The organism is Mucilaginibacter paludis DSM 18603 (assembly GCF_000166195.2).
GTDB classification, from domain to species: Bacteria; Bacteroidota; Bacteroidia; order Sphingobacteriales; family Sphingobacteriaceae; genus Mucilaginibacter; species Mucilaginibacter paludis.
The window spans coordinates 3,745,247-3,760,102 of record NZ_CM001403.1; the positions used below are offsets into that span (position 1 = coordinate 3,745,247).

General features: G+C 42.2%; 14 protein-coding genes. 8 read left to right on the forward strand and 6 right to left on the reverse strand.

Annotated elements, in window-relative coordinates; genetic code table 11:
• The first annotated feature begins 81 nt into the window (after nucleotides 1–81).
• Both ftsH and MUCPA_RS15975 read left to right on the forward strand, forming a co-directional pair.
• Nucleotides 82–2,175 carry an ATP-dependent zinc metalloprotease FtsH gene (ftsH, locus tag MUCPA_RS15970; RefSeq protein ID WP_008507768.1) on the forward strand — a complete coding sequence of 698 codons (2,094 nt, stop codon included), beginning with the start codon at nucleotides 82–84 and terminating at the stop codon, nucleotides 2,173–2,175.
• A 145-nt stretch (nucleotides 2,176–2,320) separates the two neighbouring features.
• Nucleotides 2,321–2,959 carry a LutC/YkgG family protein gene (locus tag MUCPA_RS15975; RefSeq protein WP_008507769.1) on the forward strand — a complete coding sequence of 213 codons (639 nt, stop codon included), beginning with the start codon at nucleotides 2,321–2,323 and terminating at the stop codon, nucleotides 2,957–2,959.
• Nucleotides 2,960–3,270: 311 nt separating this feature from the next.
• Here MUCPA_RS15975 and MUCPA_RS15980 read toward each other — a convergent pair whose 3' ends face one another.
• The gene (locus MUCPA_RS15980; protein WP_008507771.1) at nucleotides 3,271–4,011 is read right to left on the reverse strand and encodes a 4'-phosphopantetheinyl transferase family protein; all 741 of its coding nucleotides are present in this window, start codon (nucleotides 4,009–4,011) and stop codon (nucleotides 3,271–3,273) included.
• Between the two features lie 124 nt (nucleotides 4,012–4,135).
• On the opposite strand from MUCPA_RS15980, the gene MUCPA_RS15985 reads away from it, so the two are divergent.
• The gene (locus tag MUCPA_RS15985) at nucleotides 4,136–4,360 is read left to right on the forward strand and encodes a hypothetical protein (protein WP_008507773.1); all 225 of its coding nucleotides are present in this window, start codon (nucleotides 4,136–4,138) and stop codon (nucleotides 4,358–4,360) included.
• 100 nt (nucleotides 4,361–4,460) lie between these two features.
• On the opposite strand, the gene MUCPA_RS15990 is transcribed toward MUCPA_RS15985, so the two are convergent.
• From MUCPA_RS15990 to MUCPA_RS16010, 5 genes are read right to left on the reverse strand one after another with little or no spacing between them, the layout of a single operon-like run.
• Nucleotides 4,461–4,904 carry a QcrA and Rieske domain-containing protein gene (locus MUCPA_RS15990; RefSeq protein ID WP_008507775.1) on the reverse strand — a complete coding sequence of 148 codons (444 nt, stop codon included), beginning with the start codon at nucleotides 4,902–4,904 and terminating at the stop codon, nucleotides 4,461–4,463.
• Nucleotides 4,905–4,922: 18 nt separating this feature from the next.
• Nucleotides 4,923–5,864: a DUF5777 family beta-barrel protein gene (locus MUCPA_RS15995; protein WP_008507776.1), complete on the reverse strand. Its 942-nt coding sequence runs from the start codon at nucleotides 5,862–5,864 to the stop codon at nucleotides 4,923–4,925.
• A gap of 17 nt (nucleotides 5,865–5,881) precedes the next feature.
• Nucleotides 5,882–6,427, reverse strand: a complete 546-nt coding sequence (locus MUCPA_RS16000) for a YceI family protein (protein ID WP_008507778.1) — start codon at nucleotides 6,425–6,427, stop codon at nucleotides 5,882–5,884.
• 4 nt (nucleotides 6,428–6,431) lie between these two features.
• Nucleotides 6,432–7,712, reverse strand: a complete 1,281-nt coding sequence (locus MUCPA_RS16005; RefSeq protein ID WP_008507779.1) for a porin family protein — start codon at nucleotides 7,710–7,712, stop codon at nucleotides 6,432–6,434.
• A complete protein-coding gene (locus MUCPA_RS16010; protein ID WP_008507781.1) occupies nucleotides 7,709–8,347 on the reverse strand; it encodes an RNA polymerase sigma factor in 639 nt (212 codons plus the stop codon). Before MUCPA_RS16010 ends, MUCPA_RS16005 begins: the two co-directional genes overlap by 4 nt.
• Before the next feature lie 261 nt (nucleotides 8,348–8,608).
• Between MUCPA_RS16010 and MUCPA_RS16015 the strand changes: the two genes are divergently transcribed.
• The 5 genes from MUCPA_RS16015 to MUCPA_RS16035 all read left to right on the forward strand — a co-directional run bounded on the left by MUCPA_RS16015 (nucleotide 8,609) and on the right by MUCPA_RS16035 (nucleotide 14,854).
• Nucleotides 8,609–9,412: a glycosyltransferase family 2 protein gene (locus MUCPA_RS16015; RefSeq protein ID WP_063747572.1), complete on the forward strand. Its 804-nt coding sequence runs from the start codon at nucleotides 8,609–8,611 to the stop codon at nucleotides 9,410–9,412.
• A gap of 74 nt (nucleotides 9,413–9,486) precedes the next feature.
• Nucleotides 9,487–10,902 carry an oligosaccharide flippase family protein gene (locus tag MUCPA_RS16020; RefSeq protein WP_008507783.1) on the forward strand — a complete coding sequence of 472 codons (1,416 nt, stop codon included), beginning with the start codon at nucleotides 9,487–9,489 and terminating at the stop codon, nucleotides 10,900–10,902.
• A gap of 143 nt (nucleotides 10,903–11,045) precedes the next feature.
• Complete coding sequence (locus MUCPA_RS16025; protein WP_008507784.1) at nucleotides 11,046–12,704, forward strand: hypothetical protein; 1,659 nt, start codon at nucleotides 11,046–11,048, stop codon at nucleotides 12,702–12,704.
• On the forward strand, nucleotides 12,691–13,677 hold the full coding sequence (locus MUCPA_RS36165) for a glycosyltransferase family 2 protein (protein ID WP_008507785.1): 987 nt from the start codon (nucleotides 12,691–12,693) through the stop codon (nucleotides 13,675–13,677). Before MUCPA_RS16025 ends, MUCPA_RS36165 begins: the two co-directional genes overlap by 14 nt.
• Entirely contained in the window at nucleotides 13,667–14,854 is a 1,188-nt protein-coding gene (locus MUCPA_RS16035) for a glycosyltransferase family 4 protein (RefSeq protein ID WP_008507786.1), read from the forward strand. Before MUCPA_RS36165 ends, MUCPA_RS16035 begins: the two co-directional genes overlap by 11 nt.
• Nucleotides 14,855–14,856: the final 2 nt, after the last annotated feature.

Consider the following 14,856-nt stretch of genomic DNA (forward strand, 5'->3'; position numbering starts at 1 on the left):
TGTGCTTCTATAGGTGAAACTATTGTGGCTTAAAAACAAATCGTGCCCACGATAGCTTCATTACAGTTAAAAACAACTCTAATGAAAGATAATAGATCTGATAAAAAACCCTCCATCCGGAGAAATCCCAATAAGAAAATTAGCCCTAAAACGCCAAAATTTAATATCATGTGGCTTTATGCCGTTGTTGTACTGGCTTTATTGGTAGTACCGGTTGTTTTAGGCGGAAGCGGTGGCAAGTTAATTAACTGGCAGCGCTTTGAAGGCAAAATGCTTAAACAGCACGATGTTGACCATTTAGTTGCCTACAAAAGCGGCGACCTTGTTTTTGCCGAAGTTTATATTAAAAAAGATAGTTTAAAGAAACCAGAATACAATGATTTGCAGGATAAAGGTACTTTTAACTTTTCCGGAGGAACTAACCCGCAGTACATATTTTCTGATGCTTCTTTCGAGAGTTTGAAGAAATCGGTAAATGATGCTGAAGCAGGCCTTCCCGATAATCAAAAAACTTCTATTTCGTTTGAACCGCACGAAAGTATCTGGTCCAGCTGGTTGGTACAAACCGTAATTATGGTAGTACTGTTTGCAGGTATGTGGGTATTCATTATGCGCCGTATGTCTGGCGGATCTGGCGGCGGGCCGGGCGGGCAAATCTTTAATATCGGTAAATCAAAAGCTACGCTGTTTGATAAGGAGGCGCAGGTATCGGTAACTTTTAACGATGTTGCCGGTTTAGAAGAAGCCAAATACGAGGTAATGGAGATTGTAGATTTCCTGAAGAACCCCAAAAAATATACTAACCTGGGTGGTAAGATACCTAAAGGTGCTTTATTGGTAGGCTCACCAGGTACTGGTAAAACTTTGTTGGCTAAAGCTGTTGCCGGCGAAGCACAGGTGCCTTTCTTCTCCTTATCTGGTTCAGACTTTGTGGAAATGTTTGTAGGGGTGGGTGCATCGCGTGTTCGTGATCTGTTCCGCCAAGCTAAGGATAAAGCGCCTTGTATCATTTTTATTGATGAGATTGATGCCATTGGCCGTGCCCGTGGTAAAAACAATATGGTTGGCGGTAACGATGAGCGCGAAAATACCCTGAACCAATTGCTGGTTGAAATGGATGGTTTTGGTACCGACTCTGGTATTATTATCCTTGCTGCTACTAACCGTCCGGATGTACTGGATTCGGCATTGCTTCGTCCCGGACGTTTTGACAGACAAATATCTATCGATAAACCAGATTTAATTGGTCGCGAACAAATATTTAAGGTGCATTTGGGTCCCGTGAAAACGTCGCCCGAAGTGGATGCCAAAAAGCTTTCTGCCCAAACCCCAGGTTTTGCCGGTGCCGAAATTGCTAATGTGTGCAACGAGGCCGCATTAATAGCTGCCCGTAAAGATAAGGAAGCTGTTGACATGCAGGATTTCCAGGATGCAATTGACCGTGTTATTGGCGGTTTAGAAAAGAAGAACAAGATTATTTCTCCGGAAGAAAAACGTATCGTTGCTTATCATGAAGCAGGACACGCTATTGCTGGCTGGTTTTTAGAACATGCCGATCCGTTGGTAAAGGTATCTATCGTGCCGCGTGGGGTTGCAGCATTAGGTTACGCACAATATTTACCTAAAGAACAATTTTTATACACTACCGAGCAATTGCTTGATGAGATGAGTGTTTCGATGGGTGGCCGTGTTGCCGAAGATATTGTGTTTGGAAAAATATCAACCGGCGCTTTAAGCGATTTGGAACGTATTACCAAGCTTGCTTATGCCATGACTAAGATTTACGGTATGAACAGTAATGTAGGTAATGTTTCGTTTTACGATCCGCAGGGCGAATATCAGTTTAACAAGCCATACTCTGACACAACGGCCGAAATGATAGATAACGAAGTACGTAAATTAGTAGACAGTGTTTACATTACTACAAAAGAGTTATTGAACGCTAAACGTGAAGGCCTTGAAAAATTAGCTGCCAAGTTATTAGAGAAAGAGGTTCTGTTCCAGTCGGACCTGGAAGAGATATTAGGCAAGCGCCCGTTCGACGAGCGTACCACGTATGATAAGTTTGTTAATGGCGAAGCTGCATTGAACCCAGGTGTTGATAACAACGCTATACCAGAATCGTTAACTAACCCGGCAAAGGATAACATCAACGGTGATGCTCCAGTAGCCTAAAAAATAAATTTTTGCTATGGCCACGATGAATTTTCATCGTGGCTTTTTTGTACAGTTAATTTTTTTAATGTTAATAAATCTTCTTTAGGCGATTTTTATTCATCTTTGTTTTTGTGCCTATGCACACTGGAAGGTTGGTATATAAATGAAGGAGAATACGACAAGCAAAGAGCGGTTATTAAAAAAAATAAGAAAGGCTTTATTAGAAAGGAGAGATAATCCATACCCTAACCTGGAAGATCAGCCCTTATATCCATCAACCGACGAAATGCCGGAGGTTGTATTTGCCGAAGCCTTTAGCGCGGTTGCTGGGAGGTTTATTTTTTGTGAAGATGAAATCCAGTTTATCGAAAGCCTTTTAAACCTTGCGGAAGAGCGTAACTGGCGAAAAATATACTGCTGGGAGCCGCCTTTACAGCAAATGTTAAAACAATACGAATACCCTTTTTTTGAAACAGACCGCGATTTTGAACAAGCCGACGTGGGTTTTACTTTATGCGAAGCTTTGATTGCCCGTAACGGCAGTATCCTGGTATCTAACGGCAGTATGGCCGGTCGCCGGTTAAGCATCTACCCCAATGTACATATCGTATTAGCTTATACATCTCAGTTGGTTATGGATCTTAAAGATGGATTTAAACTTCTTAAAACTAAGTACGGTAATACCCTGCCTTCCATGGTGTCTAACATAACTGGCCCCAGCCGAACCGCAGACATCGAAAAAACATTAGTTATAGGTGCACATGGGCCAAAGGAGTTGTTTGTATTTCTATTGGACGGGTAAAAAGCCGAAGTCAATTAAACTTTTCCGGTAGATGATTGTTGATCTTTAGCGCGAGGAAAAAACACGTAGTATTTTTTAAGACATTTAGTACATTGGTATCTTTTAACAGGTAGCCAGAATAGTAGAATTTTAAAAAGGAAACCTCGTCTTACCCGGGATTCGAATTCGATTTTACACCGTTTGCATAACGGCATTTCGTTTGTATAATGTAATTGCACAGGCGTGTTTTTTGCGTTATACGCAATGTTTGGGCTAAAAGTTTAACAATATTCTAATATTTTTAAACTTTTACCTGCCCGATTAAATCTTAATTATAAGGTAAGTATTTCATTAAAATTAACGTTTGAGTTATTGTAGGCAACGGCTGCCGTATAGTCTTTATCAACAACAAAACTGCTTACCTGCCAATTTTTTGGCGATGCCATGATGTCGTTTGAAACGTTGTGGCTGCCGTTCAGGGCAGGGATAAACTTTAAATGGTCGTCAATCCCCTGGGCTGTTGCTTTCAATAAGGCTTCTTTACGCGTCCATAAGCGATAAAAGCTTAGGGTAGGATTACCCGATGTTTTTACAAATGCAATTTCGGCCTTACTGAAACTAATGTCCATTACCTCATCAAAATGCATCTCTTTATTTGTTTTTTCCACGTCAACACCGGTTTCACTATCGCTTATGGCAATTAAAACATAGTCTCCTGAGTGCGAGATATTGAAATGTAAAACTTTTTCTTCAACGCTTTTCATTATGGGCTTTCCGTTGTCTCCGGTTTCGAGTAAAATATCCTTTGGGCTAATGCACATGTATTTTCCTAACAATATCCTGAGATAGGCGTGGGCTATGATAAACCTTTGCTTGTCTTGCTCGCGGCGGTATCTATTGGCCCTTTGCTGCTCAGCGGGATGGAGTATAAGCCATAGATCAGCTATATCTTCCAAATACGAACTGACGCGAAGACGCCAGACATCGGTTGACTGATGGACTTTTAAATCGCTAACGGGATTATTCCAGCATATGTTTTCCAGGTGATTAACTTGAATAACCGGCTTATCCATATTTTTGTTCCTCCGTCCCAATAAAAGTGTTGAGCTTGAGCCATAAATATAGCCGATTAATGAATGCGCGTGCAATAAAATAAAACAACGGCGCCCTTTATCTGCTTATCAATAAAAAAAACTAATGGAAAACGAAAATATAACTGCCGCCGAAGAATTTAACATCAGTGCGATTGTAATTAAGGAACTGGCTTTAAATAGTGCTAAAATGGATGTGATATTGCAACTCCAGGTTGAGATATTGTCGCATTTAAAGGAAGAAGATAAAACAGAAGTTTTTGCCAGGGTTAACGAGAATATCAAGGAACTTACTTTAGAGTGGTATATCCAAAACAGTATAAAAAAGTAAATAATCCTCAACCCAGGTTAGGACTATTTACTTAAGCTGAACCCTCGCAATTTCTGATTTCTTTAAAAATTTTCCCTATTCCGAATAAAATTTGGGGTCATTATGCGGAAACGGTCAGGGTATTGCCGGCAATACTGATGGTGTATTTTTGTAATGATTGAACCGCCGGGCCTAATAATACAGAGCCCGATGTGCTAAACTCGCTGCCGTGATTTGGGCATATAAAAATACCCTGTGCTGTATTGTAGTTAATAGCCGTACCCTGGTGGGTACAGGCCACCTGTACGGCAGTAAACGAGCTTGTGGCATTGCCTGTAGCCGTACGGACGAGGATAATGCCATTGGATGTTTTGGATTGCCCCACCGTTAATAGTTCGGTACCCAGGTTGGCAGTAAAAATAGCCCCGCTGCCAGTAGCCGGTGGATTGTTTTGCGGCGATGGGTCATTGTTTTTGGCACCGCTGCCGCATGATGATAAAGCGCAGCCCGCACATACGGCAACAAGGCCTATACCTAACTTTGATAAAAATTCATTTCTTTCCATGGCGATGAGTTTTTGGGTTTATTTTTCGGTGCTCTTATGTCTGTGGTTAAAATCAAATATTCTCGAAATGGTGAACCCCAGCCGGAATTGTCCTTTTGAAAAATTTGATTGCGTATCATTGAGATAATTAATCTCATCAATAGCCTTGGCATTGGTAATATTCATGGTGAATACGTGGCCACCGGTTTCAATTTCAAGGCCAATACCTAAGGGATCGTAAAAGCCGTTTCCGGTATTACGGAATGACGAAAAAGGGTGAGCGTAATCGATAATAAGGCCCATGGGTTTGGATATCTTGATCCTGGCTGCGGCCAGTATCGACATGTATCTCAACTCCGGGCTCGGGGCCAGGGTAGTTTGTGAATTATTACTCACATAAGTTGGCGTTATCTGTAGATCAAACCCAGGCGAGAACTGGTGAGCCACCATGATCTGCGCCAGGTACGAGATCCTGTCGCGAAAGGTATTATAAGAAATGTAGCCATAAGGCCTTATACCGGCCTCACCAAGCAGGGTTACGGCTACCGGGCTGCCGCCATTGGTGGTTTGGTGGATCATGGCATATTTTATTTCGCCATCGGCAAGGCCGCCAATGGTAGTGCGCCCAATGTCGATGTTTAAATTATCGGTTAAACCATACTCAAAGCCCAGGTAAACATCGGCAACGGCATCCAGACCGAAATAAGTTTGTCCGCCGCCATCTCTACCGGCAAAGTCACCAAAACGGTGAATGACCAGGAAATTTAAATTTTTCTTTTTTACGGTTTCTGTAGTTTGTGATAAAACCAGCCTTGATGATTTAAAAATGGCGATGGGTTCTTTCTTGGTATCGCTGTTTAACGAATTTAATAGTGAATCGGTTGATGTTCCGCTATCCGCTTTTTTTGTGGTATCGGCTTTTTGTGCCATTAAGCCGGCGCAGCTGAGTAAAAAACAGGATAGGATAAGGTATTTTTTCATAGTGACTAATGGTTTGATTATTTATTGGGCGTGTAGCTGGCCGACACGTTCATTTTTATAGTTTCGGCAATGTTGTGAAAAACAATACGTGGGATCTCGATATGGTGGTCGGCGCATTTTACCTGGAATTCGGCCGTCATGCTGATCAATCCATCCTTCATGGTCAGGCTGCCAGGAATGGTTCTTTTTTGCGTAACCCCGTGAACTGTTAGATCGCCGGTAACGGTAATAGGGAAGGTTCCGTCTTTGCTGACATCAACATGCTCCTGTATCTTGCCTTTAAAGGAAGCCTTGGGGAATTTATCACTCTCCATATAATCGCCGTTAAAATGCTCTTGCATTAAAGATTTTTCAAACTGAAAAGATCTGATCGGTACGCTGAAATTTAACTCGCCGGTAGAAACCTTATACACCGATACCCCCGAGGTGGTAGAGGCTTTAATATCCTCAACCGGAGCGCTGGAATACAGGCTGATTTTAGCATTTTTACAGACGTAGAGGTCCTGTCCCGCCTGGTTAATTGTGCTTATCCAGGCAAGTAATAGTATACTTAAGTACTTCATTTTATTATTTTTTTGGCGGTGAATTGATGTTCCACGTAACGCCCACGGCCACTCCGGTAGATTGTAGTTTTACCTGGCTGGCACCAATATTGGTGAGCGGAATTTTAAGATAAGGTTCAACCCCGATACTTATTTTTGAGTTGAGCTGGCGTTGGTAAGTAGCATTAAGGTTAAGCACTCCTAAAATATGTTGGTTGCGGTTAATGATATTGTAATCAGTTGGGCCCACAGTACCCGGATATTCATAGTTATAATGGTATTTTTCGCTCAGCATGATATAAGACGACAGCCCCGAACCTATACTGAACTTATTTTTTGCTCTGCTATAAAGCTGGTAATCTAAGTTAAGCGGTATATCCAGCACGCGGCAGTCGGCAGTTACGTTTTCGGGGTTGGTTTTAAATTTATAATTGGAATGGTAATTGTCAAAACTGGTTAAATACGGTTTTTTGGCATATACCGCGCCTGTACTGATAGTGAATTTTTTGCTTATCCCGATAGAGAACATTAAGCCGGCGTTGGTACCCACTTTGCTGTTTTGAAAACTATTTACCCCGTTTATATCGGGCGAAGCCAAAACTGTGATAGCCAGGTTAGGACGTTTGAATCCTGTTTTGTTGCTCTTGATTTTTTTGCTATTGATGGGCGCGGCCAATACAGATTTACCCATTGACGGAAAAATATCGGTAGACACTAAATTCGCATCCAAATCAGCCACATTAACCGGTGGCAGGTTGGCCGTAAGCAAGTTACTATTTGAAATTGTGCTTTCACTTGCGCTGCCCAAATTTTGACGGCCATGAGCAACACCATCAAAATTTAACTTTTGATGAGGCTTAGTTTTGGAGCTAAGGTTACGCGCAAAGTTAGCATTAGCCAACTGGCCGGTTGTTGAATGGGCCGGTTGTTTTGGTATGGCAGCGTTGCTTGTACTGCTACTTGATTTTTTTGCTGCTGAAATCCCGGAAGCCAATTGCTGCCCGTAAGTAACTGCGTTGCCGCTTTGGCCTTGCGTTAGTTGTGGTACTTGCTTTACCGGTTTGCTTTTCACTATTACCGGTTGCTCGTTAGGCCTGAGCCAAAGCCAGCCTAAAAACAATAATAAAGCAGCGGCTATGCCCCCTGCCACAGGCAGCCAGTAAATAATTCCGGCGCGCCTTTGATCCTGATCCAACAGCGCCTCCATAGCATCCCAGTCATCCTCACGGAAATTAGCATTCCGGGTAGGGTCTTCTAAGCCCTTCCTGAATAGTTCGTCTAATTCCTTTTCTCTATCTGTTTTCATCCCCGGATACCATTATTAAAAAAACTTCTCACCTCGGTAGTGCTTATTGCTACGATTGAAGAGTAGTCCAGTCCTTTGTATTTTGTATTAGTTGCAATTGTTGTATCTGCTGCCAGCAGCATTTCCTTCAGTTTTTGCCTGGCCTTATGTAAATTTGATTTGGATGTGCCCGGATTGATATCCAGCATAACACCTATCTCTTCGTGTGTATAACCCTCAATTGCAAAAAGGTTGAACACGGTTCTGTAAGCGTTTGGCAGTTGCTGTATCATTCTGAGTAAATCGTCATAGTTTAGTTTCCTGTCCGGCAATTCGCCATCACTCAGGTTTTCTGCTTTATCTAAATCATCGGTATAAGCCATTTTTAAATTGGCGCGGTAATAATCAATAGAGGTATTCATCATTATTTTGCCGAGCCAGGCTTTAAAGGGCCTGTTTGCATCATATTTGGTAATATGGGTAAATACTTTAAAAAATCCCTGGTTCATTACATCCGCTGCTTCATCCCGGTTACCGGCATACCGAAGGCAAATACCCATAGCAAAGCCATAGAATGCTTTGTACAGCATTTTCTGACTCTTTCTGTCTTGCTTTATACAGCCGCCGATCAATTGATGTAGCTCTTCTTCGCCCATATTGGGTTAATATATAACCTGCCGTTTTCTAAATAATTACCATTTCAAACTATATCACGTAGTATAGGGGCTAAAGGTTGCCTCCTGCATCAACAAAAAATAAATTTATATATAAAAGACTGATTGATAATAATTTAATTTATAATGGCTGGCTTTGTACAATAGCGGTAAAAATGAGGGCACCAAATATTTACCTTTTAAAGCAACCAATTGGCTCCAATGCACGTGATGGCTTTATATTATTTACTTATACGATACGCTATGGTGCCTGTTTCGGTTGTCATTATCACTAAAAACGAAGCTGAAATTATTGCTTGCTGTGTTGCTAAAGCCAGGCTGATAACGGACGATATTGTTATAATTGACAACGGCAGTACCGACGGCACGGTGCAGATAGCTACGGAGGCCGGTTGTCGTGTATTCCAAAAAAAATGGGACGGTTACGCGGCTAACAAAAATAAAGGGATTAAACTGGCCAAATATCATTGGATATTGAGCCTGGACGCCGACGAAGTGCCCGATAATGAATTGATACAAGCGCTACAGCAGCTACCGTTTGATAATCCGATGGTGGTATACGATATCAAATTCAAATCATACTTTGGCGAAAAGCAGATCCGTTTTGGAAAATGGGGGCGCGATCATCATATCCGTTTATTCCATCGCAGCTATGTAAGTTGGTCCGAATCGCCCGTGCACGAAACCCTGTGTTTACCTGCCGATGTAAAACGCAGCAAGCTTAAAGGCAGCCTGCATCATTTTTCGGTTAAGGATATCCACGATTTCAATCAAAAATCTGAAAACTATGCCGTCCTGAGCGCGGAGAAATATCATCTAAGCGGAAAAAAATCAACCTTAATTAAACGGCATGTGTCTCCTGTATTTAGCTTCATCAAAAACTACATTTTGTTTTTGGGATTTATAGATGGCATGGCCGGATTACAGATCGCTAAAATGACCGTAAAACACACCCGGCTTAAATATAAACTCCTGAAAGAGATGGAATGCACCGATAAAAAAAACGAAATTGTTTATGCGGATGAATCGCTCGTTATTGATTATTGATTTTGTCTATTTTATTTTGAAAAGTTATAGTTATAAACTATAATTATGACTAACTTGAGTGAATGTACTGAATAGTGAAAATTAAATTCATCAAAAATCTTTCTGTAAATGCCATTCAACTCATTGTTAACCAGTGTTTCGGCTTAATTATTTTCTTTGTGCTCTCTACCGGCCTGGATAAAAACAGTTTCGGTCAAATTAACCTCGTTCTCGCCATTCTGTTAACCGTTTTAAATATTTTATCTTTTGGGATGGAGCCGGTTGTAGTCCGTAAGATTGCTTCTACAGACAGCGCCCCCGGGACTTTACTTTCGGTTTATCTGTTTCATGTGGTATTAAGCGGGATTGTATTTTATGCCGTTCTGCTTCTGCTCAATGATATATTACCGCAGGCAATGGTTTCTTACAGGCTTTTGCTGCTCATTGGCATCGGTAAACTGATGATCTTTTTTTCAACTCCGTTTAAACAATTTGCCGCCGGTTTTGAGCGGTTTAAATTATTATCGGCAATGTTGGTGGTGTCCAATATCCTTCGTGGCCTGGCGCTTTTACTTTTGGCGTGGCTGCATCATGTAACGCTTAATAACGTGGTAGCCATATTTATATTGGGCGATGTTGCCGAATTAGTAGTTAGCGTTATTTTATTCAAACGGAAGCTTAAAATTCCCCTTGTTATTAGTTGGAATAAAAAGCAATACTTTCAATTGGTCAAAGAGTCGCTCCCGCAGGTGGGTGTTGTTATTTTTTCGTCGGCGCTGGCCCGGTTTGATTGGATATTTATCGGGACAATGGTTTCGGCAGCCAAACTGGCGGAGTATAGTTTTGCTTATAAAGTTATTGAAATGAGTACCCTTCCTCTGCTGGCCCTGGCCCCTTTACTGGTGCCCTGGTTTACGCGTTTAATTAAAAGCGGCCATATCCCTGTGGCCAGCCTGCAGCTGCTCGTCCGGATGGAAATGATTGTAGCAGCCCTCATCTCGTTGCTATTATGTTTATGCTGGGCACCATTGATGGATTGGATTACGCACTACAAATATGGCGAGGTAAATTCAAAAACGATTTTTATCCTGTCGCTTGGTATGCCCGTTTTATACCTCAACAATTTTTTGTGGAGCATCAGTTTTGCCCAAGGTAAATTGAAGATGATATTCCGGGTGATGATGATCTGCGTTATTGTTAACCTTGCCGGGGACATTTTGCTGATCCCTTTTTTTAAGAACGAAGGCGCGGCTTTAGCCTACCTGGTGGCCATGCTGGTTCAATGCGGATTGTTTATTAAACTGAACGATGTTGAAGGCCTGCGCCGGGTGTGGGTGCCTTTATTAAGCAGCACGCTTTGCGCTTTGGCAAGCGGCTTTATTGCTGTGCTGCTATTTACCGATACCGGGCTGATCCTTTTATCCGCAACAGGTATTTATTTTATAGCGTTGTTTATTACCAGGCAGCTCCGGATAAGCGATTACCGCAGCATTACCGGGCTGTTTCGCTAACCGGTATTTGCATTCTCGATTTTGCTTAGGCAACCGTTTCATTTTTTACGCCGTATTGCCAATATCAAACACTAACCAAACCCATTACAGGGATACCGGTTAGCGGTTAAAATCAGGAATTTTTTCCGGGTGATGAATACAATATGGAACTCAACAGCAATACTATCTTTTTTAAATTGAAAAAGCATGTGGCAACCGTCGACTGGAAATTGCTTGCCTTTTTAATTCTTTTTTTGAATGTGAAGATAGGGGTTAAAATTTTCGCCATTGTGCTGATCTACCTGCTGGAGTTTGATTTTAAATTTGGCTTTAAGTTCAAAAAATCTACCCTGCCGCTTTTTTATCCCATCATAATCGGCATCGCTGTTATCAACCGGGTCATCAGCATCAATAATAATCAGCTTAATTATAACCTCGTGTTTTTTACCGGGGTGATATTTTGGCTGCTATGCATATTAGCTCTCCACCAAATTAAGCTTGCCGTTAACAGGAACGAGCCCGGTGTAATCCATCGCACTGTTCTGGTTTTTTTTGCGCTCAATGCCGCTGTTTCAATTTTTAACCTGCTGAGCATCATCATGGAGATCCATACGGTTAATCCATACCTGTACCAGGGTCAATACCAAAAATATTTCATCGGCACGGGCGATTATATCAGGGGATTAACCTTTGATATTTCTACAACCAACGCGGTAATCAATGCTTTCGGTGTGATTTATTTCCTGGTTAAAAAGCACGCACCGATGGCGCTTTTGTGTATGGCGGTACTGTTGCTTACCGGGAGTAATGCGGTTGATTTAATGCTGATGGCGATCTTGCTTCTATTATTTATATTCAAAACCAGTAAAGATCAAAAAAGCCTCATCGTAGTATGTATTCTGTTTTGGGTTGTCTTCATTTTGAAGGTATCTCCTCAAAATAACGAATATGTATTAAAATTATATGCCAAGGCATTTCATCATGAGCTACCCGCTAAACCAGTTGTAAGCATACCTGCCCGGCCAGTTACAGGCAGTTTGGATAATTCCCAGGATCCTGAAGCACAAAAAAGGAAAATTGCGCAGCTTTATCTGGATAGCTTATACCGGCTTACTATCAAAAATAAAACATCAACCATTACAACAACGGCTGCACCGGTAGAAGACAAACACTTTATACCTGGCCCGGATATTGATTCAAAACCGTTTCAACACGTAGACACCAGCACTTCAGAGTCATTAACGCTTTTAAATTTTATCAGCGCGCACAAAGCAAACCTGCCATTCTCAAAAAATAAGGATCAACAAGAAACCTTACCCGGTAAACTGATAGCGATAGCACAAACGGAGCATTTTTTAAAAACGCATCCGCAAAAGCTTTTAACGGGAGATGGGGTTGGCAATTTTTCGTCCAAAACGGCTTTCAGGGCTACCGGCTTAGGCTTCGCGGGTAAATATCCACCGAGGTTTGCTTATATCAGTGGCGATTTTTTGACCGGCCACCTGGATATTTACCTCAACTTTTTTAGTCGGGCAGATGGCCTGCACTCGCTTGTTAATTCGCCAAACTCGGTTTACGATCAGCTTTTGGGCGAGTATGGCCTGATTGGCCTCGGGGCGTTTTTGATTTATTACCTCGGTTATTTTTTGCGCGATTATAAAAAGCTTACCTATGGCATTCCCTTACTTATGATGATGGCAGGCGCTTTTCTGCTGGAATATTGGTTTGAGCAATTATCAGTAGTTGTGCTATTTGAACTGCTGTTACTGGTTAACATGAAAGAGGCATCATCACTTAAAACTGAAGATAATGGAAACCAGTAACCCGCAGATCACCGTTTTAATGCCGGCTTATAACGCCGCCGACTACATTGCCCCGGCTATCCAATCGGTACTGGACCAAACCTTTATTGATTTTGAGTTGCTGATTATTAACGATGGCTCTACCGATGACACTTTAGCCGTAATAAACACCTTTGATGATCAGCGGATTGTTGTAATTACACAACCAAACGGCGGGGTTGCATGCGCCCTGAACACCGGCCTTATTTACGCACGGGCACCCTATATAGCCCGGTTTGATGCCGATGATATTTGCTATCCAAAAAGACTGGAAACCCAGTATGATTTCATGGTATCAAACCCGGAATATGATATACTGGGCTCCGCGGTTGATTATACCGATATGCACGGCCAGCATGTTTTCAATTTTCAGCCGCCGGCCTACAGCAACGAGCAGATCCGGCAATTAAATTATACCGTTTGTCCGTTTATACATTCCAGCGTTTTCTATAAAAAAGAGGTGATCATTGGTTTCGGCGGTTACGATAAAAGCGCGTATAGCTTTGAAGACCACCTGTTATGGCGCAATATATTAAGGAGCGTAAAGGCATTTAATTTTTCGCAACCGCTGATTAAAGTTCGGCTAAATCCCGAATCGATTACGATTGACGAAAAATGGAGGAGCCGCGAGTTCAGGCGAATTAAATACACGGCGCTAAAAAATGGCTACATCTCGGCAGAGGAGGGGCAGCAGCTAAAAGCGATAGGCAAAATGCAGGGCAATGATACCATTAAACACGGGGCATACCACGCGCTGCTGGGCAAAAAGTTTTTGTGGAACAACCACCAGCCATTAAAGGCCCGCGAAAACTTAAAAAAGGTAATTGTAATTAACCGCCTGGACTGGAAGAGCTACATCCTGTTTTTATTATCGTTTTTGCCGGCCAATGCCTTGCTCAAATTATATAACGTTGGCAAGTTTAAAGCTATGGGAGGGCTTGAGCATGAAAACTAAGCCTGTTAAGTTATTTGTTGACGCGCACTCCTTTGATGCCGGTTTCCAGGGGACACAAACCTTTATCAGGGAGCTTTATACCCAACTTTTAACCTACCCCGGCCTTGATATTTATTGGGGGGTACAACATACCGAAAGGCTGATGGAGCTGTTTCCAACCGTAAAGCAGGCCAATATATTGCCGTACAAAAAGCACCGAATTAATATGCTGCGCTTTATATTTGATATACCAGCCTATATTAAACAGTACCGGTTTGATTTTGCACATTTTCAATACTTAACGCCCTTGCCCCAACGTGGCTGCCGGTATATTGTAACTACACACGATGTGCTTTTTAACGATTTTCCTACTGCTTTTTCTTCCGCTTATCGCGTGAGCAGAAACATCTTGTTTGCCAGGAGCATTAAAGGAGCCGCTGTTAAAACTACCGTGTCTAATTATTCGAAGGAACGGATTGCCCATCACTATAATATACCTCAACGGCAAATCAAAGTGATACCTAACGGTGTAAGCAAGCCCGTGTTTTCAAAAACCAGGGCCCGGCAACTCATTAAGGCCAAGTTTGGGATAGAAAATTTTGTATTGTTTGTAAGCCGGGTTGAGCCGCGTAAAAACCACGCGCTGCTGCTTAACCAATACCTTAAACTGCAGCTTTATAAAAATAATATCCCGCTGGTATTTATCGGCCAGCAATCTATCGCCGTTGAGGCGCTAAACAGGGCTATACAAAATTTATCAGCCGAACAAGCTTCCAATTTTTACTGGTTTAGGCAGGTGGAGCAGGCCGATCTGCAAGCTTTTTATGCGGCCTGCCGCTTATTTGTTTATCCATCCGCAGCCGAAGGGTTCGGCATTCCGCCGTTGGAGGCCGCGGTTTGCCAAGTACCCGTTTTGTGTTCGTCGGCTACCGCGATGGGCGATTTTGATTTTTTTGCGCCCTACACGTTCCATCCGGATAATGAGGCTGATTTTGAAGCGAAACTGAAGGCTGTCATCTCCAACCCACCGACGGAGAGCTTTCTTGAAAATATAAGCCAGGTGGTATTAAACCGGTACCAGTGGCAGCAAAGCGCCAGCCTGTTTAACAATTTATTAGCTGATAGCTTAAAAAGCGAAGCGACCATACCCCGACTATGCGGATATGGCTCACCCCATTTACAATTAAACACTAAATGATA